At 71.3% G+C, this 14,537-nt stretch carries 12 protein-coding genes; 4 read left to right on the top strand and 8 right to left on the bottom strand.

The annotated features are described in order from the left end of the window. The first annotated feature begins 117 nt into the window (after window positions 1-117). Both ABZ434_RS27975 and ABZ434_RS27970 read left to right on the top strand, forming a co-directional pair. Window positions 118-672 carry a TetR family transcriptional regulator gene (locus tag ABZ434_RS27975; RefSeq protein ID WP_359142381.1) on the top strand — a complete coding sequence of 185 codons (555 nt, stop codon included), beginning with the start codon at window positions 118-120 and terminating at the stop codon, window positions 670-672. A gap of 635 nt (window positions 673-1,307) precedes the next feature. Then, a complete protein-coding gene (locus ABZ434_RS27970) occupies window positions 1,308-3,119 on the top strand; it encodes a coagulation factor 5/8 type domain-containing protein (protein WP_359142380.1) in 1,812 nt (603 codons plus the stop codon). A 300-nt stretch (window positions 3,120-3,419) separates the two neighbouring features. On the opposite strand, the gene ABZ434_RS27965 is transcribed toward ABZ434_RS27970, so the two are convergent. The 3 genes from ABZ434_RS27965 to ABZ434_RS27955 form a co-directional block, all read right to left on the bottom strand. After that, window positions 3,420-4,796: an alpha-amylase family protein gene (locus tag ABZ434_RS27965; protein ID WP_359142378.1), complete on the bottom strand. Its 1,377-nt coding sequence runs from the start codon at window positions 4,794-4,796 to the stop codon at window positions 3,420-3,422. Window positions 4,797-4,979: 183 nt separating this feature from the next. Further along, window positions 4,980-5,837, bottom strand: coding sequence for an ABC transporter permease (locus ABZ434_RS27960; protein WP_359142376.1), 858 nt, complete (start codon window positions 5,835-5,837; stop codon window positions 4,980-4,982). Further along, the gene (locus ABZ434_RS27955) at window positions 5,834-6,742 is read right to left on the bottom strand and encodes an ATP-binding cassette domain-containing protein (protein WP_359142374.1); all 909 of its coding nucleotides are present in this window, start codon (window positions 6,740-6,742) and stop codon (window positions 5,834-5,836) included. The genes ABZ434_RS27960 and ABZ434_RS27955 overlap by 4 nt, the downstream gene beginning before the upstream one ends. A gap of 131 nt (window positions 6,743-6,873) precedes the next feature. On the opposite strand from ABZ434_RS27955, the gene ABZ434_RS27950 reads away from it, so the two are divergent. Both ABZ434_RS27950 and ABZ434_RS27945 read left to right on the top strand, forming a co-directional pair. Continuing rightward, a complete protein-coding gene (locus tag ABZ434_RS27950) occupies window positions 6,874-8,103 on the top strand; it encodes a sensor histidine kinase (protein ID WP_359142372.1) in 1,230 nt (409 codons plus the stop codon). Continuing rightward, window positions 8,100-8,783 carry a response regulator transcription factor gene (locus ABZ434_RS27945; RefSeq protein ID WP_359142370.1) on the top strand — a complete coding sequence of 228 codons (684 nt, stop codon included), beginning with the start codon at window positions 8,100-8,102 and terminating at the stop codon, window positions 8,781-8,783. Before ABZ434_RS27950 ends, ABZ434_RS27945 begins: the two co-directional genes overlap by 4 nt. A 184-nt stretch (window positions 8,784-8,967) precedes the next feature. On the opposite strand, the gene ABZ434_RS27940 is transcribed toward ABZ434_RS27945, so the two are convergent. The 5 genes from ABZ434_RS27940 to ABZ434_RS27920 form a co-directional block, all read right to left on the bottom strand. Then, window positions 8,968-9,579: a response regulator transcription factor gene (locus ABZ434_RS27940; RefSeq protein WP_359142368.1), complete on the bottom strand. Its 612-nt coding sequence runs from the start codon at window positions 9,577-9,579 to the stop codon at window positions 8,968-8,970. Further along, window positions 9,576-10,754: a sensor histidine kinase gene (locus ABZ434_RS27935; protein WP_359142366.1), complete on the bottom strand. Its 1,179-nt coding sequence runs from the start codon at window positions 10,752-10,754 to the stop codon at window positions 9,576-9,578. The genes ABZ434_RS27940 and ABZ434_RS27935 overlap by 4 nt, the downstream gene beginning before the upstream one ends. After that, window positions 10,751-11,491 carry an ABC transporter permease gene (locus tag ABZ434_RS27930; RefSeq protein WP_359142364.1) on the bottom strand — a complete coding sequence of 247 codons (741 nt, stop codon included), beginning with the start codon at window positions 11,489-11,491 and terminating at the stop codon, window positions 10,751-10,753. Before ABZ434_RS27930 ends, ABZ434_RS27935 begins: the two co-directional genes overlap by 4 nt. Next, window positions 11,488-12,423 carry an ABC transporter ATP-binding protein gene (locus ABZ434_RS27925; RefSeq protein WP_359142362.1) on the bottom strand — a complete coding sequence of 312 codons (936 nt, stop codon included), beginning with the start codon at window positions 12,421-12,423 and terminating at the stop codon, window positions 11,488-11,490. The genes ABZ434_RS27930 and ABZ434_RS27925 overlap by 4 nt, the downstream gene beginning before the upstream one ends. Window positions 12,424-12,590: 167 nt before the next feature. Continuing rightward, entirely contained in the window at window positions 12,591-14,468 is a 1,878-nt protein-coding gene (locus tag ABZ434_RS27920) for a hypothetical protein (RefSeq protein WP_359142360.1), read from the bottom strand. Window positions 14,469-14,537: the final 69 nt, after the last annotated feature.

Raw genomic sequence — 14,537 nt, 5'->3', positions numbered from 1 at the left:
TATCGGGGCGACCCTCCGCCTTGCGATCGCACGCACCAGACGCCGCCGGACCCGCCCTCCGGGCGGACGGCGCTACTTTCGAAACACGCCCTAGAACCTCTCGGCAGAAGGAAGCACGTGGCGACCGGACAGAACGACCCCGAGCGGCGGGAGCGCATCATTGCCGCCGCCCTCGACCTGATCGCGGAGGAGGGGGTCGCCGGGACCTCGCACCGCAAGGTCGCCGCCCGTGCGGGTGTGCCGCTCGGCTCGATGACGTACCACTTCGGCGGCATGGACGAGCTGCTGCGGGAGGCGTTCACCCGCTTCTCCAGCAGCATCGTCGCCGTTTTCGAGGAGCGTCTCGGCACCGCCACCACACCCGACGAGGCGCGGGAGGCGGTCGCCGATCTGGTCCACCACCTGTCCGGCGGCAACCAGCGCGAACTCGTGCTCACCCATGAGCTGTACACCCTGGCCGCCCGCAAGCCCGCCTACCGCGAACTGACCCGCGAGTGGATGCGTCGCAGCCGCGTGGCCCTGGAGTGGCACTTCGACCCGGCGACGGCCCGCCAGCTCGACGCGCTGATCGAAGGTCTGTCGATCCACCGCGCCCTGGAGACGGAACCCCATGACCGGGCCCTGACGGTCGAGGCGATCGCCCGCATCACCCGGGCCACCGGACGCCCCTGACGCGGCACCCCACACCCCCTGGCCGGCACCCCACCTGACCAAGGTGCCGGCCAGGGCAGTCCCTCGTCCGCCCGCTCACCATCGGCACGGCCGACGGCACCCCCCGGTCCCCTCTCACCCCCGGAGGATCGTCCACGCCCCGGAGCCGCACCAGCAGCCGCGCCCTGCTCACCGCGGCCGATGGCCGTCCCCGCAGCGGCGGTCAGCGCCCGGGTGATCACCACGCCCGCCGCCGCTGCCGAAGCACCCGGCGGCATCGACGTCGTCCAGGACCGGCACCCGCTCGTCCTCACGGCTAGCGTCGTCGCCGCCGACGGCGTCCCGGCCGCCCGCGTGGCGAGGATCGCCGGCACGGACTTCCCGCAGATGCGCGGCGGGCCCGGCGGGCCGGCTGGACGATCTCGCCATCTCCTGAAGTCACTCACATCCCGAACTGAGCGCAGAACACCTCAATTGCCTTGCCGCTGCCGTTAATTGTTGCGTTCAGCAGAGACGGCTGAGGCTTCTGCCGCACACCTCTTGACGTTTCCCGGGTCGCGGCGAAACCATCGACACCCATCGGAGAGAGCGCTCTCACAAGCTTCCCCACAAGCCTGTGGTGCCACCTCGAACCACGACCCTGGAGACCTTCCCCCATGCATGTTCCCCCCACGGAACCCTCCACAACTCCCCCCACGGGAGCCCCCACCACCTCCCGTCGCAGGCGCCGGACCCGCACGTTCGGGTTCGCCGCGTTCGCCGTTTCGCTGCTCATGGCCGTCCCCACGGCGCAGACCGCCTTCGGCGAGGATGCGCAGGCCATCGAGGGCGGCGGCGATCTCGGGCCCAACGTGATGGTGTTCGACCCCTCGATGCCCGATATCCAGGCCAAGGTCGACGAGGTGTTCAAGCAGCAGGAGTCGGCCCAGTTCGGCACCGGCCGCTACGCGCTGATGTTCAAGCCGGGCACGTACGACAACATCAACGCGCAGATCGGTTTCTACACCCAGATCGCCGGTCTGGGGCTGAACCCGGACGACACCACGTTCAACGGTGATGTGACCGTCGACGCGGGCTGGTTCAACGGCAACGCCACGCAGAACTTCTGGCGCTCGGCGGAGAACCTCGCGCTCAACCCGGTGAACGGCACGGACCGTTGGGCCGTCTCGCAGGCCGCCCCGTTCCGCCGGATGCACGTCAAGGGCGGACTGAACCTGGCACCCGACGGCTACGGCTGGGCGAGCGGCGGGTACATCGCCGACAGCAAGATCGACGGCCAGGTCGGCCCGTACTCGCAGCAGCAGTGGTACACCCGCGACAGTTCGATCGGCAGCTGGGGCAACGGCGTCTGGAACATGACGTTCTCCGGCGTCGAGGGCGCACCCGCCCAGAGCTTCCCCGAACCTCCGTACACCACTCTGGAGAACACTCCGGTCTCCCGCGAGAAGCCGTTCCTCTACCTGGACGGTGCCGACTACAAGGTCTTCGTGCCCGAGAAGCGCACCAACGCGCGCGGCGTCTCGTGGGCCGACGGCACGCCGAAGGGCGAGTCCATCCCACTGGACCAGTTCTACGTGGTCAAGCCAGGCGCGACCGCGGAGACGATCAACGCGGCCGTGGACCAGGGTCTGCACCTGCTGTTCACACCCGGGGTCTACCACGTCGACCAGACGATCAACATCGACCGCGCCAACACGGTCGCGCTGGGGCTCGGTCTCGCGACGATCATTCCGGACAACGGTGTCACGGCCATCAAGGTCGGTGACGTGGACGGCGTGAAGCTCGCCGGGCTGCTCGTCGACGCCGGTCCCACCAACTCCGACACGCTGATCGAGGTCGGCCCCGAGGGCGCGGCCGCGAGCCACGCCGACAACCCGACGTCGCTCCAGGACGTGTTCATCCGGGTCGGCGGCGCCGGAGCCGGCAAGGCCACCACGGGCATGGTCGTCAACAGCAACGACACGATCATCGACCACACCTGGCTGTGGCGCGCGGACCACGGCGAGGGCGTCGGCTGGGAGACCAACCGGGCCGACTACGGCCTCCAGGTCAACGGCGACAACGTGCTCGCGACCGGACTGTTCGTCGAGCACTTCAACAAGTACGACGTCCGCTGGTCCGGGGAGAACGGGAAGACGATCTTCTTCCAGAACGAGAAGGCGTACGACGCCCCGAACCAGGCCGCCATCCAGAACGGTGACACCAAGGGTTACGCGGCCTACAAGGTCGACGACTCCGTCACCACCCACGAAGGCTGGGGCCTGGGCAGCTACTGCTACTTCAACGTCGACCCCACCATCCGCCAGGACCACGGATTCCAGGCACCGGTGAAGCCCGGCGTGAAGTTCCACGACCTGCTCGTCGTCTCCCTCGGCGGCCAGGGCCAGTACGAACACGTCATCAACGACACCGGATCACCCACCTCGGGGACGGACACCATTCCGTCGCAGGTGGTGTCCTTCCCGTAGCGGGGATCCCTCCGACAACACACCACGGTGCGCCCCGTCGTTCCATGACGGGGCGCACCGCTGTCGGAAACCTGTCTCTCCACAGCGGCGTGCCCTTCTGCCAGGCCCGTCACTTCGTGGCGGGCGAGACGGCGATCCCAGGCCGTCCGCCGTCGGGCTCGCCGCCGATTCCGCCACACCGCCCCACCGCCCGCAGCAAGGGCGGGCGCCTCCGGGGGCGGAGGCGCCCGCCCTCGCGGGGAGCATCAGCGGGGAGGGCTCCGCCTCCGGCTCCGGATGCGGCTCCCCTCGCGGCGAGTATCAGCCGTGCAGCGCCAGCGCACCCTTCGCCGGCACGGTCGCCGTCAGGGTGCCGTCGTCGCCGACCTGCACGGTGTTGCCGTCGCAGGCGTCCGCGGAAGCCTGCGCCACGTTGCAGTAGGTGCCTGCGGGAAGGGACGTGGTGAAGGTCTGCCGGAGCTCGCCGTCGCCGTTGTTGAGGGCCACGAAGCCCTTGTCACCGCGACCGAAGGCGATCGCCGACGAGCCGTTGTCCCACCAGTCGGTCAACTCCGCGCCCACGGTGGCGTTGTGGAAGCCGACCATGCCGGTGACCGCCGTCCGTGTGTGCGTGCAGGTCCAGCCGCCACTGCCGCACGCGGCCGCGCCACCGGCCGGCGGACCCGCGTCCTTGTCCGACCACTCGTAGCCGGAGAAGACGTTCGGGGAGCCGTAGGGCGAGGCGAGCATGAAGACGTTGGCCAGGGTGTAGACCGCTCCGTCCTTGTACGTCAGCGTGGAACCGTTGCGTTCGGTGTCCCAGTTGTCGACGAACGTACGGGCGCTACCGCTCGCCAGTTTGCCTTCGGCGACGTCCTTCAATCCCGTGAGGGAGCCACCCTGGAAGGCGCTCTTGAGGTGGCCGCCGTACCGGAACTCGTCGACGTCGCCCACGCCCGTGTACTCCTCGGGCTGGACGGCCTCGCCACCGCCGTGGATGACCTCGGTGACCCAGAAGCCCGGGTCGGCCATCCTGCCCTTGATCGCGGCGACGTCGTCGGCGGACATGTGCTTGGCGGCGTCGATGCGGAAGCCGTCCACACCCAGGCCGCGCAGGTCGGAGAGGTAGGCCGCGATCGTCGTGCGGACGGCGCCGCTGCCGGTGTCCAGGTCGGCCAGGCCGACGAGTTCGCAGGTCTGGACGTCGTCGCGGTCACCGTAGTTGCTGATGTCCTTGCGACAGCCGTGGAAGTCCTGGTCCTGGAAGTACCCGGGGTAGTCGTACTTCGTGTAGGCCGTGCCGCCGGTCCCCGTGCCGGAGCCGGACGACATGTGGTTGATGACGGCGTCGGCGACGACCTTCACCCCGGCGGAATGACAGCTCTCCACCATCGAGGCGAAGGCCTCGCGGTCGCCCAGCCGCCCGGCGATCCGGTAGCTGACCGGCTGGTACGAGGTCCACCACTGGTCGCCCTGGATGTGCTCGGAGGCGGGCGAGACCTCCACGTAGCCGTAGCCGGCCGGACCCAGCGAGTCCGTACAGGCCCGGCCCACCGCGTCGTACTTCCACTCGAACAGGGTCGCGGTGACGGTCTTCTCGCCCGGTGGGGTCGCCTGGGAGGGCCAGGGGGCGAGGGCGGTGATGCCGGCGGCTGCGAGCAGGCCGGCCAGTGTCGCGCGAGCGGCGCGGGAACTCAATTGCGGCTCCTTCGTTCGCGGGTGCGGATATGGGGTCCGTACCCGGCGTGGGTGGTCACGCGCCTGACCACCGTGGGGGGAGTTCGGAGCCTGCCGTCACGGCGGTGAACACGTCAAGAGGGGCCGCAAGAATTTCCAGCAGGTTTCTGAAATATATTGCTGGGTACCGGAGTTGAGAAGCCCTCACTGGTCCCTGCGGTGCACCGCGACCACCGCCACCGCGCCCGCCAGCAGTGCCCAGGCAGCGTAGACCGTCCAGGCTCCGGCGACCGTCCACGGATAGGGGACGGACGCCTGGAGGTCCGAGACGGACAGCCGGTCCCACGCACTGAAGGGCAGCGTGTGCCGGAGCACCGCTGTCGGATGGCGGCGGTCGCTGAGGATCATCGGGAGCAGCAGCAGCACCACCACGCACCCGATGACGGAGCCCCCGGTATGGCGGATCACCGCGCCGGTCGCGAGGCCGGCGAGCGCGGCCACCGGCGCGAGCAGTGCGGAGGCCACGACGACTCGCAGTGCGCCGGGGTGGGAGAGGGTGATGGAGGCGTCCCGGCCGGAGAGGATCGCCTGCGTCGACGCGAACGAGGCCAGGGCGACGAGTGTGCCGAAGACGGTGGTGACCGCGGTGAGGACGAGGGCCTTGGCGGCCATCACCGAGCGCCGGGCCGGCACGGCGGTGAACGTGGTGCGGATCAGGCCGGTGCCGTATTCGCCGGTGATCGACACGGCACCGATGGCGGCCACGGCCAGCACCAGCACCATGGCGGCATTCCCCGTGAAGGCGTCCATGAGCGGCGAGCCGTTGGCGATGAAGGACTCGCGGCCGTGCTCGTCGTACTGGTACCAGTACTTGTAGTGGTCGTAGGCCGTGCCCGCGTTGAACGCGATGACGGCCAGCGCGGTGATCGCGTACATCCAGGAAGTGGAGCGCAGCGTACGCGTCTTGAGCCACTCGGCGGCCAGCAGATCACCGAAACGCGCGCGGGGTTCGTCGTGCGTCTCGCGGGTGGCGGACGCGGTGAGGGCCGTGGTCGTGCTCATCGGGGTTCTCCTGCCAGGTATTCGACGCTGTCCGCGGTGAGTTCCATGAACGCCTGCTCCAGCGAGGCACCGAGCGTGGTGAGCTCGTGGAGCAGGACGCGGTGGCGCAGGGCGAGTTCACCGATGCGGGATGCGGCGAGCCCGGTGACCGTCATCAGGTCGCCGTCGATGAGCACCTCGGCGCCCTCGGCGGTGAGCAGCGGGGTCAGGACGGCGGTGCCGGGGGTGCGTACGGTCACGCTCAGGCGGGTACTCCTGGCGGCGAACTCGGTCAGACTCTCGGCCGCGATGAGTTCGCCGCGGCCGATGACGACGAGCCGGTCGGCGGTGTGCTCCATCTCGGTCATCAGGTGGCTGGAGACGAAGACGGTGCGCCCCTCGGCCGCGAGCCTGCGGAACAGCCCGCGTACCCACAGCACGCCTTCCGGATCGAGGCCGTTGAGCGGTTCGTCGAAGAGCAGCACCGGCGGGTCGCCGAGCAGCGCGGTGGCTATGCCGAGGCGCTGGCGCATCCCGAGCGAGAAGCCGCCGATGCGCCGCCGGGCCGCGGAGGCCAGACCCACCTCCTGGAGCAGCTCGTCGACCCGGGCGCGCGGGATGCGGTTGCTGCGGGCCAGCATCGCGAGGTGGGCGCGGGCGGTGCGGCCGCCGTGGACGTCGCCCGCGTCGAGGAGGGCGCCGACGTGCCGCAGTCCACGCGGGTGGTCGCGGAACGACCGGCCCTGCACGGTGGCCGTTCCGGCGGTCGGCCCGACGAGGCCGAGCAGCATGCGCAGGGTGGTGGTCTTGCCGGCCCCGTTGGGTCCGAGGAAGCCGGTGACCTCGCCCGGCCGTACGGTGAACGTGAGGTCCTTGACGGCGGTGGAGGTGCCGTATCGCTTGGTCAGTCCGTTGACTTCGATCACCCGGCCACTGTGCTGTCCGCGCACCCCGTGCGTCGTCGGACCGGCGGTGACACCTGCCGGGGCCGGTGTCGATCCAGGGTGTACAACCGTGGTCCGATGCCGGGCCGGGGGGTGCTGGATACGATCGGCGCATGTCGCCCACTCCCTCGCTGCCCGGACTCAGACGCATCCCGCCGGGCTGGTGGGTGGGTACGGGCTGGTACGCGGGCGTGCTGCTCACCTTCCTCGTGCGGGTGCGGCTGCCCGGGGAGTACGAGCCGTCCGTACGGCCCGGGGTCCTTCTCTACCGGTGGGACGGTCTGCTCACCCAACTGCTCGCCGCGGCCCTGGCCACGGGCGGCTGTCTGCTGCTGGAGCGGCGTCCGCTGAAGGGTCTGGCGATGGTGCTGGGCGCCGCCGCGCTCGCCACCATGCCGCTGAGCGTGAAGGAGATTCCGCTGGCCCAGTTCCTGGCCGCCGACGTGGCGCTGTACTTCATCGCCGCCACCCGGCCACGCCGGACGGGTCTCTTCGCCCTCCTGATGGCGCTCGCCGTCCTCGCCGGCTTCCTGGCCATGCGGCTCCTGGCCGGGTGGGGTGTCGGTACGTCGGCAGAGCTGGTCGTCGCCCTGACCGCGGTGGTCGCCTGGCTGGTGGGCCGCTCGGCGTACGAGGCGCGCCGGCACGCCGAGAGTCTGGCCGCTCAGGCCGCCGAACAGGCTGTGGTCCAGGAACGGCTGCGCATCGCCCGGGAGATGCATGACATGGTCGCGCACAGCGTCGGCATCATCGCCCTCCAGGCGGGGGCGGCGGCCCGCGTCGTGCACACCCGGCCGGACGCAGCGCGCGAGGCCATGAGCGCCGTGGAGACGGCGGCCCGGGAGACGCTGGCAGGGCTGCGCCGGATGCTCGGCGCTCTGCGTCGGACGGATCCGGACGACGGCGGGACGGAACGGGACGCGCGAACGCTGCGCCCGGCCGAGGGCCTCGCCGACGTGGAGCGGCTGGCCCGGGCGACGACAGCGGCCGGCGTCCGGGTCGAGGTGCGCTGGGAGGGCGAACGGCGGCCGCTGCCGCCGGACATCGACCTGTCGGCGTTCCGCATCATCCAGGAGTCGGTGACCAACGTGGTCCGTCATGCGGCGACCGGTTCCTGCCGGGTGTCCGTCGCCTACGGCTCCGAGGAGCTCACCATCGAGGTCGCCGACCGCGGCCGGGGCGCGGGTCTCGCCACGGCGCCGGGGTTCGGGCTGGCCGGCATGCGGGAGCGGGTCGCCCTGCTGCACGGCGAGTTCGCCGCCGCCCCGCAGCCGGAGGGCGGCTTCCGGGTGTCGGTGCGGCTGCCGGTCCCCCTCCCCGCGGCCGCGGGGAGCGCGGCATGAGCGACGGGGCACCCGGGTCCGCGGCACCGATCCGCGTCGTGCTCGCGGACGACCAGCCCCTGGTCCGCACCGCGCTGCGCATGGTCATGGCCGAGACCGCCGACATCGATGTGGTCGGCGAGGCGGGGACGGGCGACGAGGCGGTCCGCCTGACCGCCGAACTGGCCCCCGACGTGGTCGTGATGGACATCCGGATGCCGGGTCTGAACGGCATCGAGGCCACCGAGCGGATCACCGCGGGCCCGGCCACCGCCCATGTGGTGGTCCTGACCACGTTCGACGACGACGACTACGTGTACGGCGCCCTGCGTGCCGGCGCGGCCGGATTCCTGGTCAAGGACATGGCCCTGGACGACATCCTGGGGGCGGTCCGGGTCGTGGCGGCCGGGGATGCGCTGATCGCGCCGGGTGTCACCCGGCGGCTGATCAAGGAGTTCGCGGGCCGTCCGGCGTCGTCGCGTCCCCGGCGCCCGCTGACCGCGATCACCGACCGGGAACGCGAAGTGCTCGCTCTGGTCGGCGGCGGTCTGTCCAATGCGGAGATCGCGGAGCGGCTGTTCATCAGTGTCGCGACGGCAAAGACCTATCTGACCCGGCTGCTCTCCAAGCTCGGTGCCCGTGACCGCGTGCAACTCGTCATCATCGCTTACGAGGCGGGGCTGGTGTCCGTCTCCGGGTGAGCAGGACGCCCGGGCCCATACGGCCACGCCGGGCTCGCGCGGTCCGGCCTGCACGCTCGCTGCCCCGACGACGGGCCTGAGGGCTCCGCCACGAGACCATTCCCACGCCTGCGATCGCACGCGACCGCCCGTCGGGCGGCAACGACCGGTCGACGGGCGGCAACGACCGGTCGACGGGCGGCCCTCAGAGCCAGCCCTTCTCCCGTGCCAGCCTGACCGCTTCCGCGCGGTTGCGCGCCGCCATCTTCTGGATCGCCATGGAGAGGTAGTTACGGACCGTGCCCTGCGACAGGTGCAGCGCCGCGGCGATCTCCGCGTTGGTCGAGCCGTCCGCGGCGGTGCGCAGGACATCGCGTTCGCGCTCGGTCAGCGGACTCGCTCCGTCGGCGAGAGCGGCGGCGGCGAGGGTGGGATCGATGACTCGTTCGCCGGCGAGCACCTTGCGTACCGCTTCGGCGAGTTGGGATGCCGGTGCGTCCTTCACCAGGAAGGCGTCCGCTCCCGACTCCATCGCGCGGCGCAGGTACCCGGGGCGTCCGAAGGTGGTGACGACGACGACCTTCACGCCGGGGAGAGCGCGGCGCAGTTCCGCGGTCGCCTCGATGCCTGTCATGCCGGGCATCTCGATGTCGAGGAGGGCCACGTCGACGCCGTGCTCCCGGGCCGCGGCCAGCACCTCGTCGCCTCGGGCCACCTGGGCGACCACCTCGATGTCGGGTTCCAGGCCGAGGAGCGCCGCAAGGGCCTCGCGCACCATGGACTGGTCCTCGGCGAGGAGGAGTCTGATCATGCTCATTCCCGGGATCCTAGGCCTGATTCGAGCGGCACGCTGAGGACCGTGGTGAAGCCTTTGCCCGAACGGGGTTCGGTGGCCCGGGTGGTGAGCGTCCCGTCGACCGTGGCGAGGCGCTCGGCCATGCCGGTGAGGCCGTTGCCCCGCAAGGTGCCGGCCGAGCCGCGGCCGTCGTCGGCGACGGTGAGTTCGAGGACACGTCCGTCGAGGGTCTGGCGAGGGGCGACGGTGACCGTGCAGCGGCCGGCGCCGCTGTGGCGTACGACGTTGGTTACGGCTTCCCGCAGTGCCCAGGCGAGCGCCTCCTCCACCTTCTCCGGGAGGTCCTCCGGAGCCTCGGCCGGAACGTCGGCGGTGACCCCGGCGGCGGCGAGCGCGGTCCTGGCCCCGGCCAGTTCGCCGGGAAGCGTCGGCCTCCGGTAGCCGGTGACGGCGCTGCGTACGTCAACGAGGGCCTGGCGGCTGACCTGTTCGATGTCGGCGACCTGCGCGGCCGCCTGTTCCGGGTGCTCCGGGAGCATCCGCCCGGCCAGTTCGCTCTTGAGGGTGATCAGGGAGAGGGAGTGGCCGAGCAGGTCGTGCAGATCGCGGGCGAGGCGCAGCCGTTCCTCGTTGGCGGCGAGCTGGGCGACGGTGGCGCGGGCCTCGCGGAGCTGGATCGTGGTGCGGATCATCTGCCGTACGCCCGACATCGCGAAGCCGCCGAGCAGTGCGGGGAAGACCAGGGCGGTGATGATCTCGCGGGGGTGGTCGCCGGTCAGGCCGATGGCGACCAGTACGGCGGTGACGGCGGGGATCAGCCAACGGGCGGTCCGCATGGGCAGGGTGGCGCCGACGGATACCGACACGTATACGAACAGGACGAGCCAGGGTGTGCCGAACGTCAGGGAGAGCAGGACGGCCAGGGTGCCGAGGAAGGCGAGGGCCGCGCGGACCCGGAAGGGGTCCAGTGCCTTCGAGGTGTGGCGGAAGACCAGGACGAGGTAGCTGCCGACGAAGACGAGCAGACCGAGGGTGCCGAGCGCGGTCGCCCACGGAGTGTGGTTGCCGTCGGCGAGGTCCTTGACCGGCGCGCTCATGAAGGCGAGCCAGATGCCGATCCACAGGAGCTTGGTCCCGGCCTGCTTCCCGTTCGTGGGCGGGCGCCCGATACCCACGGGCATCTCGTCCTCGTTCATGCCTTCAGCGTGTCCTTCCGGTAGAGCCAGGCGGCGCCGCCCGCGAAGAGCAGGAAGTAGGCGCAGAGGATGGCGACATCCTTGGCATGCGGCGCGCCGCCCATCTCGACGGCCTGGCCGAGTGCAGCGTACGCGTGGGTGGGGAGCCACTCGGAGATGTTCTGGATCCACTGCGGGAAGGTCGCGCTCGGCATCCACAGGCCGCCGAGGATCGAGAGGACGAAGTAGATGATCATCGTGATCGGGCGGACCGCGTCACCGCTGGCGAGGTAGCCGATGGCGACGCCGAGCGCGGCGAAGACCAGCGAGCCCGCCCAGATGACGCCGGTGAGGGCGAACCACTGCCAGAGGTCGAACCGTACGTGCTTGGCGCAGGCCGCGACGAGGAAGACCACCACGATGCACGGCAGGGTGACCATGGCGGCACTCGCGATCTTCGCGAGGACGTAGCCGCGGCTGGGCAGTGCGGTCAGCCTCAGCTGGCGGACCCAGCCCTTCTCGCGCTCCTTGGCGATGCGTTCGCTGTTGCCCATCAGGACGGCGGTCAGCGCGCCGAAGGACGCCATGGAGACCATGAAGAAGGACTGCAGGGTCAGATCGGTGTGCGGCACCTTGTCGGTGGTGTTCTGGGTGCCGGAGATCAGCAGGTAGATCACCGACGGGTAGATGATCGAGAAGAACATGAACTTCTTGTTCCGCAGGGTGCGGGTCACTTCGAGCCTGATGAGTGTGTTCACTTGGTCCTGGCCTCCTCGGCCTCGGTGATGGCGACGAAGGCCTGCTCCAGGCCGAGTCCGGCGACTTCGAGCTCGCGCGGGTAGAGGCCGAGGCCGTAGACGGCGTGCACGGTCGCGTCGGCGTTGTGCGACTGGATACGGACGCGGTGACCGGTGATGTCGAGCGTGGAGAGGAACGGCAGGGCGCGCAGGGCCTCTTCGTCGATCGCGCCCTCGAGTTCGAAGGAGATCCGGCGGGCCCCGGCCCGCGCCTTGATCTCGGCGGCGGTGCCGTCGGCGAGGATCCGGCCCTTGTGCAGGACCAGGACGCGGTCGGCGATCGCGTCGGCCTCTTCGAGGTAGTGGGTGGCGAACAGCACCGTGCGGCCCTGGTCCGCCTGCTCGCGCATGGTGGCCCAGAAGGCCTGGCGGGCGGTGACGTCCATGCCGGTGGTCGGCTCGTCCAGCACGATCAGGTCGTTGGCGCCGGCGGTGGCGAGCGCGAACCGTACGCGCTGTTCCTGGCCGCCGGAGAGCTTGTTGACCAGGCGGCCGGCGATCGGGGCGATACCGGCCCGGGCCAGCACCTCGCTCACCGGGTAGGGCCTGGGGTGCAGATCGCAGACGAGTCCCACCAGTTCGCCGACGGTGACGTCCTCCATGAGGCCACCGGACTGGAGCATGGCGCCGACCCGCCCGGCGGCGATGGCCGCCTGCGGGGTCGTACCGAAGAGGCGGACCGTCCCGGAGTCGGCGGTGCGCAGACCGAGGAGGAGGTCGAGGGTGGAGGACTTGCCGGCGCCGTTGGGGCCGAGGAGCGCCACGGTCTCGCCGGGGTGCAGGTCGAGGGTGAGCCCGTCGACGGCGCGTACGTCTCCGTAGGCCTTGTTGACCCGGTCGAAGCTGACCACGGCGGTCTTGGCCGCGGTGGCTTCGGGAGCTGTCGTTGTCATGCGTCAAGCCTGGCTCAGCGGGGGTGCGCCCGGCAGGGTCACGGGTCGTGGATCCGGGATGACAGATGTCATGCCGTACGTATGACGCCGCCCCGGTGGGGGCCGTCCACGCCACCGCCCCCGGCCGGAGGTCCGGACGGGGGCGGTGGGATGCGGCGGGGGCTGTGTCAGCCGTTGCCGCCGAGGTCGATCGTGACGGTCCGCTCGGCCTCGGTCTTGCCGAGCAGTGCGCCCCGCATGGCGAAGGCGACATCGTCGGGGCCGACCTGGTGCTTCGTCCCGTCACCCTTGGTGATCATGATTCCGTCGAAGACGCCTCCGCAGAGCTCCTCGATGGCCTTCTTGTCGTAGTGGTCGACGAGCTTGCCGTCGACCGCGACCATCGAGAGGATCTTCGGCAGCGACTTGGCCGGGCCGAACGGGATCTGCTTCGAGCCCGCCTTGATGACGATCAGGCCGGACATCGCAGGCTTGGCGAACTCCTTCATCGCCCGGTCCAGTTCGGCCTGGCTGATGGTGGGTTCGCTGGCGGTGACGGGCAGTTGGACGGTGTTCGCCTTGCCCGTCTCGACCTGGGCGCGGTACGCGTCGCGCACCGACACCATCGACTGGTTGACGTCGAGCGCCTTGCCCGGCCTGCCCGGGACGGCGACGGCCTTGCCCGGCACGAACTTGATCGTGCCGTCGCTGGCCGAACCCGAGGCACCGGCCAGGTCCTTCAGCGCCACGCCGAGCTTCTCCTCGTCGACCGGGATCACCGGGTCGACGGTGCGCTCGTTGCCGAAGAGGGAGCCGATGACGGAGACGGGGTTGTAGTCGCTGCCCGCCGCCGCGCGCACGGTCGCCTGGCCGTCCAGCGAGAGCCCGGCCTTGTCGGGCGCGAGCTGCGTCTTCTCGCCGTCCACGGTCAGCTGGAGCGGGGCCCTGGACCGCTCGCCGAGCGCGGCGTCGAGCTTCTCGACGGCGTCGTCCCGGGTCCCGCCGCCGATGTCGACGCCGAGGACGGTGGTGCCCTTGGGGACGTCGGAGTGGTTCATCAGCAGCCCGGCGCCGTAGGCGACCCCGAGCACGCAGACGGCGGCCACACAGAGCATGACCAGCTTGGAGCGGCCCTTCTTCGCCGGGGCGCTCGGCGCCGCGGGCTCCGGGGCCGTGCGGGCGGCGGGCTTGGGTGCCTGAGCGGCGAACCCGCCGGGTCCGGCCGGGCCGGTGCCCATCGGACCGTCCGGCGTCCGCGGGGCCGTGTCGGAGCCCGGGAACGGCGACGGCCCGCCCGACGAGCGGTGCTCCGGCGGTACGACGGGGATGCCGCTGTTGAGCGTGTCCCCCGAGACGTTGCCCCCCGGGCCGGAGGGACCCGGTCCGAACTGCGGGGTGAGCACGGCGGTGTCGTCGGACATCCGCGGCGGGAGGCCACCGGGCGTGCCGGGGCCCTGCGCGCCGCCTGGGCCCGCCGGTCCGCCCGGGCCCGGCCCGAACGGCGCCCGGCCGTCGAGGTCCGGGGTGAGGGCCGAGGCGCCGGTCGCCGGTCCCGTGGTGGGGCCGGACGGACCGGGCGTACGGACACCGAGGTTCGGCGTGGAGCGCGGACCGCCCGCACCGTCACCGAAGCCGTCGGACCCGGGCGCACCCGGGTCGCCGCTGCGCTGCTGCGGCCCGTCGGAGAAGTAGGGCAGATCGGCGCGGGGACCGCCCGGGGGCGGAGTGGCCGGGCCGGAACCCGGACCGTCCGGCCGGCTGCCGGGGCCACCGGCCGCGAAGCCGGCGCCGTCCGTGCCGCCGGGTCCGCCCGTACCGCCGGCCTGGAGTCCGGCGCCGTCCGTGTCGCCCGACGAGGCGCTCGCCGGGGCCTTGCGCGGTGCGAACCAGTCGCTGCCGCTCTTCTCCCTGGCCGGTTTCTCCGCGGCGGGCTCCGCCGCGACCGCGGACTCCCGGGACTCGGGTGCCGGCACGGTCGGCGCCGCCTGCGCGCCCTTGGGTGCGGAGGCACCCGGACGCGGGGTGGAGCCGGTGCGCTCGCCACTGGCACCGTCGACGTCACTCATGGGCGTACGCATGACAACCGGAGGGATGGGGCGCGAGCCCGGAATGTTGATCCGGATACGCGTCGTCAG

It is taken from the genome of Streptomyces sp. NPDC005761 (genome assembly GCF_040630635.1).
Lineage (GTDB): Bacteria > Actinomycetota > Actinomycetes > Streptomycetales > Streptomycetaceae > Streptomyces.
This window is presented reverse-complemented; position numbering and strand designations above follow the sequence as displayed.

Excerpts from the sequence above, each read along its gene's own strand:
- ABZ434_RS27940 (WP_359142368.1), bottom strand. The coding sequence starts at position 9,579 with ATGAGCATGATCAGACTCCTCCTCGCCGAGGACCAGTCCATGGTGCGC.
- ABZ434_RS27960 (WP_359142376.1), bottom strand. The coding sequence starts at position 5,837 with ATGAGCACGACCACGGCCCTCACCGCGTCCGCCACCCGCGAGACGCAC.
- ABZ434_RS27925 (WP_359142362.1), bottom strand. The coding sequence starts at position 12,423 with ATGACAACGACAGCTCCCGAAGCCACCGCGGCCAAGACCGCCGTGGTC.
- ABZ434_RS27950 (WP_359142372.1), top strand. The coding sequence starts at position 6,874 with ATGTCGCCCACTCCCTCGCTGCCCGGACTCAGACGCATCCCGCCGGGC.
- ABZ434_RS27935 (WP_359142366.1), bottom strand. The coding sequence starts at position 10,754 with ATGAACGAGGACGAGATGCCCGTGGGTATCGGGCGCCCGCCCACGAAC.
- ABZ434_RS27970 (WP_359142380.1), top strand. The coding sequence starts at position 1,308 with ATGCATGTTCCCCCCACGGAACCCTCCACAACTCCCCCCACGGGAGCC.
- ABZ434_RS27945 (WP_359142370.1), top strand. The coding sequence starts at position 8,100 with ATGAGCGACGGGGCACCCGGGTCCGCGGCACCGATCCGCGTCGTGCTC.
- ABZ434_RS27920 (WP_359142360.1), bottom strand. The coding sequence starts at position 14,468 with ATGAGTGACGTCGACGGTGCCAGTGGCGAGCGCACCGGCTCCACCCCG.